Source organism: Candidatus Desulfosporosinus nitrosoreducens (assembly GCF_030954495.1).
Lineage (GTDB): Bacteria > Bacillota > Desulfitobacteriia > Desulfitobacteriales > Desulfitobacteriaceae > Desulfosporosinus > Desulfosporosinus nitrosoreducens.
On the sequence record NZ_JAVHUW010000043.1, the window covers coordinates 116,109 to 133,970 of the forward strand.

Sequence of the window (17,862 nt, forward strand, 5' to 3'; positions counted from 1 at the left end):
AGAGTTGCTTATTCTCCGAGTCCCGATAGCTCGAAATTGGTTTCGAACCTATGCACGCGCTCATAGAGGGGTTTTTTCAGGAAATAGCCGGCTAAGACAAACACTGCCGCCAAGAACAACAGCATACTAAAGTCTAAGAGAACTTTGCTGATCAGCGGTCCGGCAATGGCCTCCCGCATAGCGGAAATAGCATAAGTAAAGGGAAAGGTTGGCTGCAGTAGGCGCAAAATCAGGGGATCAACTTCTATAGGATAAGTTCCGCCGCTTCCCGCCAGCTGCATGATCATGTAAATGATGGCCAGGGCCTTGCCGAAATTGCCTAAGAGGGAAACCAAGGTATAGGTAATAACAGCGAAAGTTAAAGAGGAAAGCAAAGCGGCGGCAAACAGCAAGGGGGTATTCACAGCATAAACCCCCAGCAGCAATTTATCCCCCAGCACAACAATCAGTCCCTGGATCAGCGCCAGGGTGATAAAGGTTAACATCTTGCCGAAATGTCTCTCGCGCAGGGTATAGTTTGCGCTGCCCTTAAACCCGGGCACCTCCGTCTTGAGCAGGGATGTCAGAATAAGGGTTCCCACCCAAAGGGCCAGCACGGAATAAACCGGAGCCATGGCCGAGCCGTAGTTGGGAACCACGTATATGGGCTCCTCAAGCAAATTAAAGGGTGAGGACATGTAACTCCCCATCAATTCAGGATTGCTCTGGAGTACGGTGATAATTTGCGCCAGGTCATTATTGCTGATCATCTGAAGCTGAGCGCTCAGCCTGGCGATAATGTCCTTATATTCCAACAGCCGGTTCCTTAAATCGCCGGACACCTGGGCTGACAGCCGGCTGCCTGCCAGCGCGGTGGACATCAAACCGGAGATTTGATTTTGCAGGCCCTGGGACGCGGAAATGAGATCCGCCCCATCCTTGATGGCTGTGCTTAAACTGTTGCCAATCCCGTTCAAACTATTTCTGGCGCTGCTGTTATAGAGCTTTGCGGCATTGACAATCTGCAGGTTCAGATTGGCCGCGGCATTGTTGATCTGCTCCAAGAGAGTCTGGTTAACCGTCTGCGCGCTGTCCAGCTGCTTTTGCAAAGCAGCGATTTTACTCACTTCATCCGCCAGAGAACTTTGTATGCTTTGCAACGACGCTATCAGCTTGGCAACCTGGGCGTTAGGCCAGGAATTGTTCAACTGCTGCAAGTATTTAATATTGATGCCGAGCTGGTCGTTAAGAGCGTTAAGGATCATTTTGACCTGATCCAGATTGGAATTGACTTGGGCAGCCGGAGTGAGTGAGGAATTTATGGCGCTTAATAAAGCTTGAACTCTTAGGACTGAGGCTTGGGCAGTATTTAAATTGGTCCCGATGTTCGTCAAGGACTGGTTGAGGGTTTGCTGTGTCGTCTTCAGCAGATCGCCGGTATTTTCATTGACCTGGCCGGCGGTGCTTAACTGATTTTCCACACCCGGCATGGTGGCCTGCAATTCCAGGAGCAAGGAGCTTAAGTTCGCGGACCGGCCGTTGATATCTTGCAGGACGCTGAGAATCAGATCCATAGCGCGATTGACCTGGATGATCTCGTCTTTCCAGGCCAGGAGTTTGTCCTTATTCGCCGCGGCATTCTGACCGACTTTATTAAACTCCACAAAGAGGGTTTCATTGACTGCGGCGATAAAACTGGAGGCGATCTGGTCCACCAGGGAATTTTTAGCCGTCTCTGTAATTTTCGTGGCCACAGGATTGTCCTTGGTATCCACTTTGTAAATAATCTCCGGCTTCTTGGTGCTGTTGCTTAAGACACCGGCAAAACCCGCCGAAAAATCGCCGGGAATCACGATTACCGCAAAATAGGTACCGTCCACAACTCCCAAATCGGCTTCCCGCTCAGCGACAAACTTCCAGCCAATCTGTTTGTTGGTTTTTAGCTTTTCTACAATCGAGTTGCCCATATTAATTGCTTTGCCGAGGTAAACTGTGCCTTGATCCTGATTGACCACGGCCACCGGAATGGTGCTGGTGTTGCCGTAAGGGTCCCAGCAGGCAAAAATATTGATCCAGGCGTATAAAGAAGGCAGGAGGCACAGGCCGCCAATAATAAGGAGGGCAACCGGGTTTCTGCCGATGCTTTTCAGATCTCTTTGATAAATAGCGATAACATTTTTCAAGGTTCCTGCTCCTATTTAGCTCTCTTCACCCCGGCCTAAAAATATCAGCCGCGTTTAATTCACGGCCTTATCCCAATATGGCCCGGAATATGACCTGAAATATATCTTCATTACGCTGCGGGGAATAACAATCAGCTGGTTCCAAAGAATAATTCCCGCTCAACAACTCCCGGGCTGCGCTTTTTCCTCCGGAGCTCAGGGTTTGAGAATAACTTTAATGCAGTCATCCAGTCTCTGGTCAAACAATTCATAAGCTTTCTTTCCCTCGCTCAGCGACAGGGTGTGGGTAATAATATCCGTCGCGTCAATCTCTTTAGTTTTTATTAAAGGCAAAATCCGGTCGATATAGGAGTGGGCGGGGCACTGCCCCATTTTTAAGGTGATATTGCGGGAAAAGAAGTCTCCGAAGGGGAAATTGTTGTATCTCGCGCCATAAACGCCGACGACGGATACCGTACCGCCTTTGCGGACCGCCTGGGAAGCAATCTCGATGGCCGACTTGGAACCTCCCTGAATTTTGAGGAGGGTTTCCAGGGTTTCCACCGCGGACATTTCCCCGTCCATCCCGACACAATCGATCACAACATCGGCGCCGCCCCGGGTTATTTCTTTAATATATTCGCCGGTATTATCATAATCGTCAAAGTTCAAGACCTCGACCTGATTGAACTTCTTGGCGTGTCTCAGCCTGTAGTTAATCTTGTCGACGGCGATCACTCTGCCCGCCCCCATGTAGGCGGCCCATTTCTGAGCCAGCAGCCCCACAGGCCCGCAGCCCAGAACCACGACAGTATCGCCCTTTTTAACCCCGCCGTTTTCCGCTCCCCAATAAGAGGTTGGCAAAATATCCGTCAGAAAGAGCAGCTCTTCGTCGCTAAGGTCTGCGGGAACCTTTCTCGGACCTACGTTGGCGTAGGGGACGCGCAGATACTCGGCCTGGCCGCCGTCATAGCCGCCCATCAATTCGCTGTAGCCAAAGATGCCGCCTATTTCTCCATGCTCATTGGAATTATCGCACTGGCTCCAGAGTTCGTGTTCGCAATACCAGCAGTGTCCGCAAGCCACGGGGAAAGGGACAACCACCCGGTCCCCTTTCTTCAGGCCGGACACATCTTTGCCCAGCTCCTCTACAACCCCCATGGCTTCGTGGCCGATAATAAACCCCTTGGGCATCTTGGGAATCCGCCCGCGAAGGAGGTGCAGATCCGAGCCGCAAATGGTGGTTGAAGTAACTTTAAGGATGACGTCATCGCTTTTTTCAATTCGGGGGTCGGGGACATTCCTGACCTCGACGTTGTTGACACCTTGAAATGTGATCGCTTTCATTGCCTCAGTTCCTTTATTTCTACCTATTCCTGAGGGTATTTTCCCTCCTTTTGGCGAATTCATGCCTGGCTGCTTTAGCAAAATAAAAAAACGTCCCCTCTGCGGGCACGCGCGCTTACGGATTTTACCCTGTAACCGACGAAAATAATTGCCTTCAGATTGTAAAAAGCTACTGGTTTATCCGAAAAAGCAAAGTGCCAAAAATGCACACTGCTTTTTTTATCTGCTGCTTTTTCCATCTACTTCTTTTTCCAGAAAAACATTTTTGATATGTCGGGAGATAAGGCTCCTGGCTGTTTTTGGGGCCCTCCCGGACACAAAAAAGGGCGTGCCGCCTATGTTTTCGAATTAACCTGTGGCGGCACGCCCCGGAGTTTTGTTCCGAGAGATTTCTTTCAGTCTTCTAATCTGCTTTGTGATCTCACTGACCGGACATAAATCTACTTTATGACCGCCCTGACGGCCATGGGTCTTTGTCTAAGACAGTCCGACCGTTATGGATACGGCCGAACCGTAAAAGGCATAGCGGCCGAGAAACTCTCCCAGTAGAAGCAAGACAAAGACGAGGTAAAGCCAGTTCGCAGGCAGCGAACTTTTAGCTTTGCGGTAAAAGGCCAAAAGGAGCAAGGCTGCGCCCGCGCAGGAAAGAAGCCAACGTAGGATGAGCAGAGGGATATATCCTGTCAGGAGAGCGGCTGAAGATGAGCCGGCGGCTCCGGCTTGCCCCAGGCCGCTGACAAAGACAGGGAAATAAAGCAAAGGCAGGAGCACGCCTAAAAGTCCCAAAAGGGCGGTTTTTTGCAGCGCGGGCAAGCATTTGGAGGAATTCTCCTGATTGATTTTGCCGACGACGCTCAATCCGGCGCCGGCGCTTCCTAAAGCTAAGGTTGCACCGTAGAAAGCGATGAAGGTGTTGACGTTCGCCCAAGCGGGACGGATGGAATGATCATAAATGCTGGCCATGCTGAAGATGGCCGCTAAGCCGACAACGGCGGTCAGCCAGCCGAGCGCCTTCCCCGTCCCTACTTTGCGGTAAAAATAGCAATAGAGAAACCACAGGATAAAGAAACCGCCGGCCGTTAATATTTCACGGCTCAACCAGGATGAACCTAAGTTCAGGATTGAGCGGTAGGCGCCTAAGGGTGTCCCCAAATGGAAAAGGGAAAGAATTAAAGCTAAAACCATGACGGGCCCGACCCAAAAAATCCCGCGCTGGGTCACTTCATGGGCGAGTTGCGGGTTGTCGCGCTCTAAGAGCGTCCGCGTCAGCATGAGCAGAAAAAAGCTGCCGATCGCCAATTGGCTGACCAGGGTAAACATCATTAAAGGCCATTCTTCACTGAACATTGAGTCTCTACCTCCTTCACAGTACTCTGCGTTGTTATTTCTTCTTAAGTGTGATCGTCAGGCTCGGATGGGTAATATTGGGATCAGGCATTCCCTGGGCCGAAGGAGTATCCCCGTATTTGCGGCGCAACTCGGCCATATCACCGTAGTCGATCGCCCGCATGATACAGGCGTCAACACAGGCCGGATTTTCTCCTTTGGCCAGGAGATCGTCACAGAATGTACACTTCCCGACCTTTCCTTCCGCCTCAATATATTGCGGCGCGCCATAAGGACAGGACCAGACGCAAAGACGGCAGCCGATGCATTTAGCATTGTCATGGAGAACTAAACCGTCTTCCGCGCGTTTATACATGGCGCCTGTCGGACAATTCCGGACACAATTCGGCTGCGCGCAGTGATTGCAGCCGAGCGAAATATGACTGAGACGCGGCTTGGGAAACTTGCCGCTTTCCAGATCGTAAACACGGCGAAAAAGAGCGCCAATATGAAGATCGTTTTTATCTTTGCAGGCGATTTGGCAAGTTTTACAGCCAATACATTTGCCCATGTCGATATGAAAACCTAGTTGAGTCATGCTAAACACTCCTTCCTTTAGAAAATAATCCGTTGCTTCCAGGTAACATCCGCTGTCAGCGCGGTACCCGTCCATTTTTCAACTTGGACGATGCAGGAATTCCAACCGGAAGTCCCTTGTCCGGTGGCGACAGGACCAGTGAGGATATTATCCGCCCCCGCTTTATCCACGCCGGCCTTCTCGTCCATTTCCACCCAGGCGCCGTGAGGCAAAGCAACGACTCCGGGCAGCAGCCGTTCGCTCACTTGAGCGATCCGCAGGGTTTTTCCGTAACGGCTGGTGATTAAAACGGTATCACCGCTTTTAAGACCGCGTTCCTGGGCATCCTTACTGCTGAGATAAACCGGGTTCGGCCAGGCTTCCCGCAGCCAGCGGACATTGTCAAAAATGGAATGTGAGCGGCGCAGGTAGTGAGGAAAGATCACTTGCAGGGGGTAATCCCCTTTGACCTTGCCTTGCCAATCTTTAAAGGTATCTTCATACCCTTCCGTCACTTTATTGTAGCTCGGGATGGGTTTAATCTCCGTCCAGCCGTTGCCATGGATTAAATCGGCCAAAGCCTGACAATGGATCTCCAATTTGCCGCTGGCCGTTTTGAGCGGATGCGCGGCGGGGTCTTTGCGGAAATCTTCATAAGCGATAGAGCCCAGTTTATCACCGACCTGACGGGGCACCTGATAGATTCCTTTGTCCTGAAACTCCTGCAGCGTAATTCTTCCCTGCTGGGGTTTGCCCTGCACTCCCCAAGCGGCGATGTCACTCGCTGTGATGCTGACCAGAGGTTCCATCCCGGAACCGTCTTCTTTCATCACTTTGGCGCCGGCCAGTTGATTGAAAAGCTGCTGCTTGAGGCCGAAGGGAAAGGCTTTGGCCGTATCAACGCCGAGACGTTTCCCGATTTCCGTGGCGATCCAGACATCGTCTTTCGCTTCGTGCAGCGGTTCGGTGGCCTTGGTATAGAAAATAAGGATTTCCCGGTTTCCGGTCAAAAAGCCTCCTTCTTTTTCCCATTCCGTGGTTGCCGGCAGAACGAGATCGGAATAGGTGGCATTCGTCGTCAGAAAATGTCCGACACTGACGACAAATTCAACTTTGCGATGGGCTTCGATCCCTGTCGTCATGGCTTCCCGTGTTTGTAAAACGGCATTATAGCCGTGGTAAATCATTTGAATATTGATGTCCTTGACCTTTTGATAGCCGGCGGTAAATTTGCCCTTGACAATGGCCTCCCACATCTCGGCATCGTTAAGCGTGTCCTGTACCGGATTCTTAACGGCCGGCAGCCCGGAAGGGCCGGGGGTGACCAAAACGGGTCCGCCGTTGCCGCTGTTGTAGTGGCAGCTGACTCCGGTCATGCGGCCGGATTCCCCCATGTGCCCGGTCATAGCGCCGAAGGCCATAAACATTTGCGGCCAGGAATCGGTATTATGTGTCCGCGCCGGAGCCCAGCCGGTAAACAGAGCGACGCGCTTCGTTTGGGCAATCTCGCGGGCCAGACTCTTAATGCGTTCCGGGTCGACTCCGCAAATTTCGGAAGCCCATTCCGCCGTTTTGGGAATACTGTCATAAGTTCCCAGAATGTAATCCTTAAGATTTTCCTTGGAATCGGCCCCCTGCGGCATATGGTCGGCATCGAAGCCAACCGTACAGCGGTGGAGGAAATCCCAGTCAATTAAAGGATTTGTTGAGGGAGCGTCTTCCTTTAAGAGCGTATGGGCCATGCCTAAAAACATGGCATGGTCGGTTGCCGGCCGAATTGGAATCCATTCATCACCTAAGGTTTCCGCCGTATCCGTGTAGATGGGGTCCACGATGATGAACTTAGCGCCGGCATTTTTCGCCTGCCAATAATTGTAGGTCGGGCTTCCCATCGCACTCCAGGCCGGATTGGCTCCCCAGAGGACAATGAGCTGAGAGTTGCGCAGATCCAAACGGTCGTTGATGCTGGTTTCAAAGAAGCCTTCCTCCATCCCGAACTTGGCCGGGCCATAGCGCCAGGTGCCCCAGGAGGTCGTACCCCAGTGGTTCGTAAATCCGCCGGCCAAAGACATGATGCTGGAGATTTCCGGACCGCCGGTCACGAGGAGGGAATTGTTGCCGTATTTTCCCCGGATTCGTTTCATTTCGCTGGTCACGATGCTTAAGGCTTCGTCCCAGGAAATTCGCACCCACTCGTCCTGACCGCGCAATTCCTTCCGGCCGCCGCCCGGGGCCCAGTTTTTACGCTTCATGGGATATTTGATGCGGTCAACGGCAAAAACCTGCTTGCGCTGGGAACGTCCGCGCAGACAGCCGCGCTGCTGCGGGTAATCCGGGCTGTCGGAATGCGTATCATCCGTTTTCTGCCGGAGGACAACTCCGTCCACGACGTAGGCCTTATTCAGACAACGTCCGCCGCAGTTATGCCAACAGGCTACCGTAACCCATTTGCCTTCTTTAGTGGTTAAACTATTATTCGGTGCGGCGACTTTTGTCAGCCCGCAGCCTGGAAGTGTAAGCGCCGCAGCGCCTCCCGCCACAGCGGTTGCCGTTAATCCCAGGAACGACCTTCTGTTCATTGTGTAATTTTTCGCTTTCTCAATTAAATTTGCCATAGTTATTCACCTCCAGATAATTTAAGACGTTATGTTCTGAAATCTGACAACTCTTCAAGTGCTTCCGGGTCTCCAACGAGCTACCCTTGGAACACAACTTCCTTTTGTGTTTATTATTACAAAATTTTATTAACTGAGAGTTACAAAAAACGGGTCTTTTTTTTGTGGGTTAGCCACAAATAACCAGAACTTGCCAAACACCTAAAAAGAAAACGGCCTCAAGGCAAGACGAAACTGCATTTCCCCAAGAAAAAAGCCGACCAGGATAAGCCTATACCTGGCCGGCTTTTTGGGAGCGGAGAAAAACGGCTGGGGAATCCTTCCCAAACGATTTAAAGCTCATAAATGCCAATGTCGTTTTTCCCTTTGCTTTTCGCCCTATAGAGCGCCGTATCCACTTTGTTGAAAATACTTTCCGTCTCTTCTTCTCTTTCCACGGCATATATTCCGCCGGATAAAGTAATCGGAAACGCTTCCCCGTTTAGTCTGAGACCATTTGTTTTCAGACAGTGTTCGATTTTGGCCATAACTTCTTTGGCCCTTTCAGCGTCGCAGGCCAAGAGAATCAGAAAAAATTCGTCCCCTCCGTACCTGAAGACCAAATCGCTGCTGCGGACGTGCCGCTTCAAACAGTCGGCAACATGGCAAATCACCGCATCGCCGCAGCGGTGCCCGAAAGAATCGTTGATCTCCTTGAGATTATCGATATCGGCCATGACCACGGCATAAGGATGAGCGATCTGAGACATGACGCTGACCATGTAAGCGTGATTGTATAAGCCCGTCATACCGTCCCTGATGGAGGCATTGTATGTTTTGGCTTTTTCCATGTCAACAATTTGCAGCTGTTTTTGCCGGTTCAGATGCTCACTGAAGAAAAGAATAATCGTGATTGTTGAAAAAAGAAGAGCATAGCTAAAAGGCGTGCTTAACTTGAAACTATGACGGTTCAGGCTGATGTAACCATTTGCGGCTGTCAGCAGGACGGCAAAAACGGCCCCGCTAAAAAACAGACGGGCCTCCGCCCGCTCTTTGCAGTGTCTGGCGGCGGTAAACAGCCAGCTCAGGATATTCAGGACGATCATAAGGTTATAATAATTGCAGATATGTTCAAAAGTGGCCATGTCCCCGGCCGCAATCTCAAGGGCGATAATGCCGACCAGAGTTGCCAGGGCGATGATCTTATCAGTCCTGGTGTGAAAAAACCGGTAGATTCCCAGCGAGCCCAGGGCAATTGCCAGGTAAAGCGCCAGGATCATCATTTTTTTATAGGTCAGATAGGCAACCGGCACATGGGAAAAGGGTATATAGTCCAGAGTATAGATGGTCATAAAAAACAAGGCGCCGGAGAAGTAGAGGAAAGCGGTGTTTTTCGGAGACGCTAATAAATACAGCATAAAGATCATCAGAGCGCCAAAAAGAGTAAGCCCGATACTGACTAAATTAATCCCCTCGCTAAAAAACCTGGCCGCCCCAAGATAATCGGGAAGAGCGTGAAGAGGGACGATAAATACCGGCAGGGAAGATAAGCCGCTGTCATAGATGCTTTTGGTTTCTATCCGCAGCTCGTTGTCCTGCCGCACAAGGCTATGATCAATGTAAAAACAATTCAGCATATTCCAGATATTACTGCGCGCCGTTTCCATATCGCCGGCGGAGCCTAAAAGAGTCTGGTTGAAATAAAGACGATAAGCCTGGCAGTTTAACTGATAAATCAACAGAGCGTAATCGCCGCTTCCTGTCTTTTTTAAATCCGCCGCGGCGATAGAAGCCCGGAAAGACGCCGTCTCAGGCTCAGACGGTCCCAGCAGCCGGTAGCTGAGGTTATGCTGGCCGTCGGAAAAGCTTGCGGGATAAATTGGCAAAGCAGGCTGGTTAATCCGGGAAACGGCGTAGAAAGAAACAATATTGACAAGCAGGCCGGTCAAAATAACCGCGAAATACAGGACAATAATTCGCTGAGGTTTCAGTTCTTCCATACTGTTTCCTTCCCTGACTAAAATTTGTATTGTTGCAGCGCACTCTCATTGTCCAGCCGCTCTTGAATGACTGTGAAGGATGGGCCGGCAGCGCGCCGCTAAACTGACTTTTGGACAGAGAAATTCCAGTGAAAACAAAAAGCCCACAATTATCTGTAATTGCCGGCAGGGTACACCACTATTTTTTAGGCAGTTTTATTTCCCTTGCCTAAAAAATCATAACTTATCAAAGTCAAATAGGAAAACGGGCTCACCGTCCTTGCGGCAAATTATCCTGTTATTCTGCCGGCACTGGAAGGAGTTTATCTTAAGCTCCCGGAAATTTCCTTCATTTTTCAAGGAAATTCTTCGCTTTAACAATTTTATCCATCTGTGGCCGAATGGGCAGGCCACCGCCCGGTAAAGTATCTTTTAAGATTAATGTGAACATTATAGCTAAAGCTACCGAAATTCATAGGTAAAACCAGAGGGCACGAATCCCCTCCTCTGGCTTGGATTCGTGCCCTCTGGTTTTATGAACAGACAGAACGCAATCCGTTCTTCCTTGAAATACTTGAGATGAATACCTGCTTGCTTGAATTACACTTTAAATTTTCCGACAACGACCTGAAGCTCTTCGGCCATTTTGGATATACTTTGGCTCGACGCGGCTATCTCCTGGGAAACAGCCGACTGCTCCTCTGTTGATGCGGATACTGTTTCCATTTGGGATGCAGTGGCTTTGCTAATTTGAGCTATTCCTTCCATAGAGGATACAATACTGCGGCTTGCCTCTGCCATTTGATTTATGCCTCCAGAGATTTCCTGAATCTCATCTGAGACACGGTTTACACTTTCTGATATTTCCGCAAAGGCTTCGTCGGCAGTTTTTACTACATCTATACCTGCTTTAACACTACTCACGCCTGCATTCATCGACGTCACAGCATTCGTAATATTTACCTGGTTCTGTTCTATCAATGCAGTGATTTCTTTAGCCGCTCCCTGCGACTGTTCGGCGAGCTTTCGCACCTCTTCCGCCACCACGGCAAAACCTCGCCCTTGTTCGCCCGCCCGTGCAGCCTCGATAGCAGCATTCAAGGCCAGTAAATTGGTTTGTTCAGCTATGCCCGACATAATGTTGACAATTTCCCCAATTTGATTAGAGCTTTCAGCGAGTCTACTTATGGTTGCCTGAGTCTTATTCGTTGCCTCATTAATATCCCGCATTTGAGCTATAGTCTTTGCCACGGCTCTTTGACCATTTCCTGTTGCAATTTTTGTCTGATCGGCTAAGTTAGTTACACTGTCAGCGTTAAATGCTACTTGTTTAATTCCGCTTGAAATCTGCTCTACGGCAATCGATGTTTCATCAACAGAACCCACCTGATCCTCTGCACCCTTGGCCACGCTTGTCATGGCGGTCGCAACCTGGGTTGTAGCTAAAGCAGATTGTTCGGCGCCCGCGGTTAATTGTTCCGACGATAGCGATACTTGACGGGCACTAGCCATGACTTTCGCCATAATAACTCTCAGGTTAGCCAGAAATTTGTTCGTTGTCCGCGCCAGATCACCTAATTCGTCATTTGTAGTAATAGGGATCACTTGAGTCAAATCCCCGCCTTTTTCTGCGAGTATCTCCAGTTCTTTTCTCAATAAGCTCAGTGATTTAGAAATTGTTGTTGTAATAACTATCACGATAATTATTCCTATAAAAGTGGCAAGCACTGACAGAAAAATACTGGCATACATGGATTGCACGGAAGCAGTCAGGCTTTCCGCAGCAATAGCATCGGCATCATGTTTACTTAATGTAACCAATTCATCCAAAGAACTATTTGCTTTATTCCAAACATCATAACTGGCTTCAACTTTAATTCTGGCCGCCTCATTATTATTAACTTTAGCGTCGGCTTCGATTGATGGCAATTGTTTTAAATACTGAGCCAAATTATTAGTGAAGCTCTGGTAAGTCTGGCTTTCTTCAGGGCTATGAATTAAAGCCTGATAGTTTTTTTGATTTGTCTCCATATCTGCCAGGGCAGTATTGAGATCCTTTTCAATATTGGGAATTTTACTAAGGTCAGTTTCAACTACCATATACTCTACCAATCTGGGTATATCAGAGAAATCTCCATTTAAGTTGCCCAAATCTATCAGTGCGGGAGTGCTTATATTATTGGCCTCCTGAGCATCTCGTCTCATTTGATTGATTTTTATGATGGAGAAAGTGTTTCCTATCACAAAGATTATAATGATTAAAATTGTAGAACTCATCAGTTTTGTACGTACTTTCATTTGCGAACCCTCGATTCTAAATTTTATCTATTTTCATCAAATTCTCCCCTAACCTGAGAAACCCTTTCCGGAATTATTAAGATTATATTAAGGTTTAAGGTTAAAGCTTTAATACCAATACAAACCACCAAAAGAGGAAGCTGTCTAATCCATTAACGGCTTCCTCTCTATTCCTAAGATCAAATCAGATGAAATTCCTTCAATAGCTTTGCGATATCGGTGTCCTCGGTTTTTTTGAGGATTACTTTAAGCGCTAATTTCTCAAGCAAGCTCTGGTCCATATCCGTAATTTTCCTGCCATCGCGCAGCTGGACGGTCGCCGTCAGCAAATCACGGATATCATAGCTGCTGCCCCAGACTTCCGGCACGCCGCGATCAATATTCAGCAGGGTATAGACAGCTTCCATACCGGTACGGATGGAATATTCCGTCGTAAATATGGTATCCCGCACCGTTTCGGCAAACTGTCCGAGGAAGGCGAAGTTCACGCTGCCCCGGGGCACGACGTCGGGCCGGTCTCCCGCGCTGCGGGGCATAAAGAAGGCGGTGATATAAGGCATCATGCAGGGCACTGTGTTGGCACTGTTTTCCGCCATAGTCCCGATTTCATTTTCCGGTACTCCCATATGGTATAGCCATTCCATGCAAATCTCCTTGCCAGTGCACTCGCGCATGGTTTTTTTCACGTAATTGCCGGGTTTGTCGCTGAACAATCCGTAAATCCATCCCACCAGCTGGTTCTGCGGCTGGCCGCGGAACTGCGGCTGGCGGTTGAATGTCCAACTGAGCAGCCAGTTGGAATCTTTAACAGTAACGATGCCTCCGGTAACCACTTTGCCGCTGAAGGGATCACGCTGGCAGATTTTCCGGATAAACGGAGGAATGCGGTCATCCAGCGTTGTCACAGTCGCGGACATCCAGTTACTCTGTTCCGGATCAGAGCAGAATTTATCCGGTTGACCGAAAGAGGGGTCTTGCGCCGCGATTTTGCGCCACATATCCCAGCCGCCGCCTTCCTTAATTTCCGGGTTGAACGGCGCAGGCTGATTTTGATCACCGAGCGATGAATTTTCAACACAGCCTCCGTTTGTGATAAATACCAGCTCGTTTTCGCTAAGGGCGATTTTTTCCTCATGGCCATCCCGGATAACTGTAAGGCATTTGGCCGTTTTTTTATCTTTCTGAATATCGAATTCCACATTTATGACTTTGGTGCCAAAATGGAACTGAACATCGCGGGACTCCAGGTATTTGACCAGCGGCAGGATCATGGACTCATACTGATTGTATTTTGTAAAGCGGAGCGCTTGAAAATTCGGCAGGCCGCCGACATGATGGATGAAGCGTTTAAGGTAAAGTTTCATCTCCAGGGCGCTGTGCCAGTTCTCAAAAGCGAACATGGTGCGCCAGTACAGCCAGAAATTCGAATTCAGGACCTCATCGTCAAAGATCTCCTGGATTCGCTTATCATACAGGTCCTCGTCCGGAATAAAAAAGAGCTTCATGATCTCCAGGGCACCCTTGTCGGAAAGGCCAAATTTGCCGTCGGTATGGGCATCTTCGCCCCGGTTGACTGTGGCGCGCATCAAAGAGTAATTCGGATCGCGCTTGTTGAGCCAATAATATTCATCAAGCACGCTGACACCGTCGGTGTCTATGGAGGGGATAGAGCGGAACAGATCCCACATGCATTCAAAGTGGTTGTCCATCTCACGGCCGCCGCGCATTACATAGCCGACGTTATCATAATGGTAGCCGTCACAAGCGCCGCCGGGGATCGGATCTTTCTCCAGAATATGCACGCTTTTGCCGTTCATTTGGCCATCGCGGACCAGGAAGCACGCCGCCGCGAGAGCGGCCAGACCGGAACCGACAATATAAGCAGCTTTGCGGTCAACGTCTTCGGGTTTTTCGGGCCGCGCAAAAGCTTCATAGTTTCCACTCGAATAATACATGCACTTACCTCCCTATATTATGGTTTAGACTTTCTGTATGTTTAAGTTTAGCTTTTAACGCCAAAATTACTATAATCAATAAAAAGACCATGATAAAACGTTTAGCATGGTCTTCAAAATGTAAAGATTTTAGCAGAGCGGAGAATTTGCTCTATCGATGCGGTATTTATTCAGCGCCCTGGCAATGTCTCCCTCAATCAGGCTGCTGAGCCGGTTTGTGATCTGCCAAAACCGCCCGCAAAATCTGCAAGAATCCTTCCCCTGCCCTGTCTCGTATTTTTCGCGTCGGCTACAGTATATCATGGGGCCCTATAAACAGGCTAATTTTAGCCTGTCACAATTCAGGAACATTAGCAGGTTCACATAGAAAAATCCTATTGCCCAACTTTCTTCCGGAGAACTGCCTTGGCTTTTTTATTTTAGGTCTGGGCCCATTGAAACCGGCTGCTGATCAAATCAATAGAAATCTCAGGCTTAGATATCTGCGTAAAGGAAAATTATGTAACAACCGGGGCAATCATGAATATGCTGAATTATGGAGGGGTGTGGGATGTCTTACAGCAATTATAATCTCCTTAATTCTAATCGACCCCCCCAAAACAATCACGGAGCCGGTTATGGACCATTCTCTATTGTGCAAATCTACTGGCTTGCTTGGCTTGGGGTTTCGCTTGTTTTCTCGTTCTTAATTGGTAAGATCATGCTCCAATTAACATTTTGTCATCAGCAGACTCCGCTCACCCCGGAGAGGTACTTTCGATGAATTACAACGGAAATTATGAAACATCACCCTATAACTTCGGAGGCTCAATCCAACACCCTGGGCCCTACGAAGGGTTTCTCTATCCTGTGACTTTCTTCCTTGCAGTTGCCTTTGTTATAATTTTTGACACGTATTTCTATTTAACAGGCAATCTTGTCGCTCCTGAAGATACTCCGAAATAAAGGGGGATTTAAACAGTATGCTCAGCGGACAATCCAGCAGAGTGGACCCTGTATATGCATTGTCCGACGGGATTCTCATTTTGTTTCCTGTGGTAGATGACCATACGCGAATTTGTCTTAAGTTCCGGACAACTAATGAAGTGGATATCTTAATTCAGCAGGCCCTGGAGGCCAATGCGGATATCTATGTTATGATAAAGTTTATTTCCATTAGAATACCTGTTGCCTTAAATTTCTTAGGGTTCTTTCTTGCGCTTGGAACTTATTTTACTCGTATTGTTGTTTTAGCGCTGCGGGCGGTTGGCTCGCAAGCCAAAAAATAGACTCGCCGAATTTCGTAATGCTCAAGGTCAAACTAGTTTAAGGAGAAGAGGAAATTCCGGTGCCACTATATGATCTTCACGGCCTTCCGAATACTCGAACCAACGCTTTGCCAGTCCCTCCCTTTGGCATTATTATTTCATTTGCCATTTTTGCCTTTGCACTCTTGCTCGTCCACGGAATAAGAGAATTATATGAAAGACAGCGAGTCTTCCCAGGTTAGCTTTCATACTGCCCGACTTGATCCCCAGATACCCTGAGACCCAAACTCTTGATTTTTTGTGGTTCATCAAGAACTGACGACCTCTCAGTCCTGCGTAGTTTGTTCAGGGGCAGCTTTTCTTTCCCCGGCAGCACTGCTATAGTCAGACTTATGGGCGCATACGATCGCAAACATATTCCATACCCGCTAATTATCCGGGTACAGGCTATAATAGCTGCCAGTGAAAAGATTGCAAGTTAATTTTGCTTATTATTAGTCCTCTTTCAAAATGAAGATTAAGTAGGAGGCGGGGTTTCCCCGCCGTCCTCTTACACCACCGTACGTACCGTTCGGTATACGGCGGTTCGCCAAGTGTTACGAACTTCTAGATATCGGTCCATGAGGCTGACTAATCCGAGCTTCTGCCAATATTCCTTCGTTAAGATGGAATTAAGAAGTAAAGACGCTGCCCATGGGCCTTTTCTTGTATTCGAATAACCAAAGGCCATCCATTCCGGAGCTCCATGCGCCCTGAACTGTCTTATTCGTGTCTTTACTTTCTTCCATTGCTTCCACACGCACATTCTTAATCGGTGGCGTATCCATTGATCAATTTCCATCAGTATCTTTCGAGCGTCAGCAAGGGCGTAATATCCCATCCAGCCTGTTAAGTACTGAGAAAATTTCTTAATGCGTTGCTCCATGGAGATTGGTTTATTTCTCTGTGTATGTTCCCGAATCTTGTCCTTGAGTCGCTCAATGGTCTTGGGTGCCAACCGAATACCAATTTGCTTTCCTGTGTAAAAGCTAAACCCTAGAAACTTACGTCTCCATGGTCGATCTACTGCACTTTTGTCTCGGTTAACTTTCAACTTCAGTTTTGTTTCCATATACTTTGTGACACTTGCAAATACTCTTTGTCCAGCACGGAAGCTCTTAACGTAGATGTTACAGTCGTCCGCATAGCGGACGAACTTGTGCCCTCTACGGGTAAGCTCCTTATCAAAATCGTCCAGCATAATATTCGCGAGTAATGGACTTAACGGACCGCCTTGCATTGTTCCTTCTTCAGATACCATTACTACCCCGTTAAGTAGAACACCTGATTCCAAGTATGCTCGAATGAGTTTGAGAATTCGTTTGTCTTTTACTTTTCGAGCAACTTTATTCATTAAAATATCATGGTTTACTCTATCAAAGAACTTCTCTAAGTCGGTGTCAATCACTACTCGATATCCCTGCTGGATGTATTCTCTAGCCTGACGCACTGCATCGTGTCCCCTCTTGCTAGGTCTAAACCCATAGCTATACTGGGAAAAGTCCGGGTCAAAGATGGGCGTTAGTACTTGGGTAACTGCCTGTTGGACGAGTCGGTCTAACACCGTGGGAATCCCTAAATTCCTAGTTCCGCCTCCGGATTTGGATATCTCTTTCCGTCGGACTGGGCTAGGTTTATAGGTTCCCTTAAGAATTGCTTCCTTAGTTACGGCCCAGTTTTCTATGACATATTGCCGGAGGTCTTTTACCGTCATGCCATCGATTCCTGGGGCACCTTGGTTTCTTTCAACTTTGTGTAGAGCCTGGAGCATATTATCACGCTCCAATACCTTTTCCAACAATCCGATTCCTTCGTTCGGGGTTGTCTCCTTGGTTCGCGCCGACTCGAAACTAGGCCCTTGGCTTCCAGCCCCTTGTGTATTCACCACATCCTGTTGGAAGAAGGCTTCTTGCGAAGTATTCTGCTGTCTACGTTTTGAGTTCGAGCTAGCCAATTTACATCCCTCACTTAGCGTTCAGGCCTTCGCTTCCGTTAGCTACCGGAGGCTACTATGCCTTCTGCTGACTCCTGCTGTACCAGCCAAGCCTCTCGGCCTGGGTTACAAAGTTCACTTCGTCTACAGCAGATCTCCCCGGGTAAGAACGTTATCTTTCTCTCCATCCACCCGCCTCATCTACTTACTGCAATCTTCGGTAGCAAGGACTTTATCTTGGTTTGTAGACTTGTCCAATTGCAATAAGCCTTGTATGAGATTCGTATTCCTCGGGCCAGAGATTTGCCGCCGGTTTCTTTCGGATTTCACCTCACGGTGAACACCCTTACCTTAAACTATAGCTACTGCTACCTTCACTATTCGGGACTTTCACCCTAGAGATAACGCCCATGCCGGGCACACAAA

Annotated in this window: 12 protein-coding genes; 2 read left to right on the top strand and 10 right to left on the bottom strand. The window is 48.6% G+C overall.

What is annotated here, in order from left to right:
• Nucleotides 1-8 precede the first annotated feature (8 nt).
• From REC12_RS08435 to REC12_RS08475, 9 genes are all read right to left on the bottom strand, one after another.
• A complete protein-coding gene (locus tag REC12_RS08435; RefSeq protein WP_308893548.1) occupies nt 9-2,162 on the bottom strand; it encodes a YhgE/Pip family protein in 2,154 nt (717 codons plus the stop codon).
• A 195-nt stretch (nt 2,163-2,357) separates the two neighbouring features.
• Nucleotides 2,358-3,488: a zinc-dependent alcohol dehydrogenase gene (locus REC12_RS08440; RefSeq protein WP_308893550.1), complete on the bottom strand. Its 1,131-nt coding sequence runs from the start codon at nt 3,486-3,488 to the stop codon at nt 2,358-2,360.
• A 74-nt stretch (nt 3,489-3,562) separates the two neighbouring features.
• Complete coding sequence (locus REC12_RS08445; RefSeq protein ID WP_308893552.1) at nt 3,563-3,727, bottom strand: hypothetical protein; 165 nt, start codon at nt 3,725-3,727, stop codon at nt 3,563-3,565.
• A gap of 238 nt (nt 3,728-3,965) precedes the next feature.
• Entirely contained in the window at nt 3,966-4,835 is an 870-nt protein-coding gene (locus REC12_RS08450) for a dimethyl sulfoxide reductase anchor subunit family protein (RefSeq protein ID WP_308893554.1), read from the bottom strand.
• Between the two features lie 34 nt (nt 4,836-4,869).
• Nucleotides 4,870-5,412, bottom strand: coding sequence for a DMSO/selenate family reductase complex B subunit (locus REC12_RS08455; protein ID WP_308893557.1), 543 nt, complete (start codon nt 5,410-5,412; stop codon nt 4,870-4,872).
• Nucleotides 5,413-5,429: 17 nt separating this feature from the next.
• Entirely contained in the window at nt 5,430-8,006 is a 2,577-nt protein-coding gene (locus tag REC12_RS08460) for a molybdopterin-dependent oxidoreductase (RefSeq protein WP_308893560.1), read from the bottom strand.
• Between the two features lie 332 nt (nt 8,007-8,338).
• Nucleotides 8,339-9,985, bottom strand: coding sequence for a sensor domain-containing diguanylate cyclase (locus tag REC12_RS08465; protein WP_308893562.1), 1,647 nt, complete (start codon nt 9,983-9,985; stop codon nt 8,339-8,341).
• Nucleotides 9,986-10,564: 579 nt separating this feature from the next.
• Nucleotides 10,565-12,262 carry a methyl-accepting chemotaxis protein gene (locus REC12_RS08470; RefSeq protein WP_308893564.1) on the bottom strand — a complete coding sequence of 566 codons (1,698 nt, stop codon included), beginning with the start codon at nt 12,260-12,262 and terminating at the stop codon, nt 10,565-10,567.
• A 179-nt stretch (nt 12,263-12,441) separates the two neighbouring features.
• On the bottom strand, nt 12,442-14,217 hold the full coding sequence (locus tag REC12_RS08475; protein WP_308893566.1) for an oleate hydratase: 1,776 nt from the start codon (nt 14,215-14,217) through the stop codon (nt 12,442-12,444).
• Between the two features lie 759 nt (nt 14,218-14,976).
• On the opposite strand from REC12_RS08475, the gene REC12_RS08480 reads away from it, so the two are divergent.
• Complete coding sequence (locus REC12_RS08480; protein WP_308893568.1) at nt 14,977-15,162, top strand: hypothetical protein; 186 nt, start codon at nt 14,977-14,979, stop codon at nt 15,160-15,162.
• 17 nt (nt 15,163-15,179) lie between these two features.
• Complete coding sequence (locus REC12_RS08485) at nt 15,180-15,485, top strand: hypothetical protein (RefSeq protein WP_308893570.1); 306 nt, start codon at nt 15,180-15,182, stop codon at nt 15,483-15,485.
• A gap of 529 nt (nt 15,486-16,014) precedes the next feature.
• Here REC12_RS08485 and ltrA read toward each other — a convergent pair.
• Complete coding sequence (gene ltrA, locus REC12_RS08490; protein WP_374214188.1) at nt 16,015-17,301, bottom strand: group II intron reverse transcriptase/maturase; 1,287 nt, start codon at nt 17,299-17,301, stop codon at nt 16,015-16,017.
• Between the last annotated feature and the right edge of the window lie 561 nt (nt 17,302-17,862).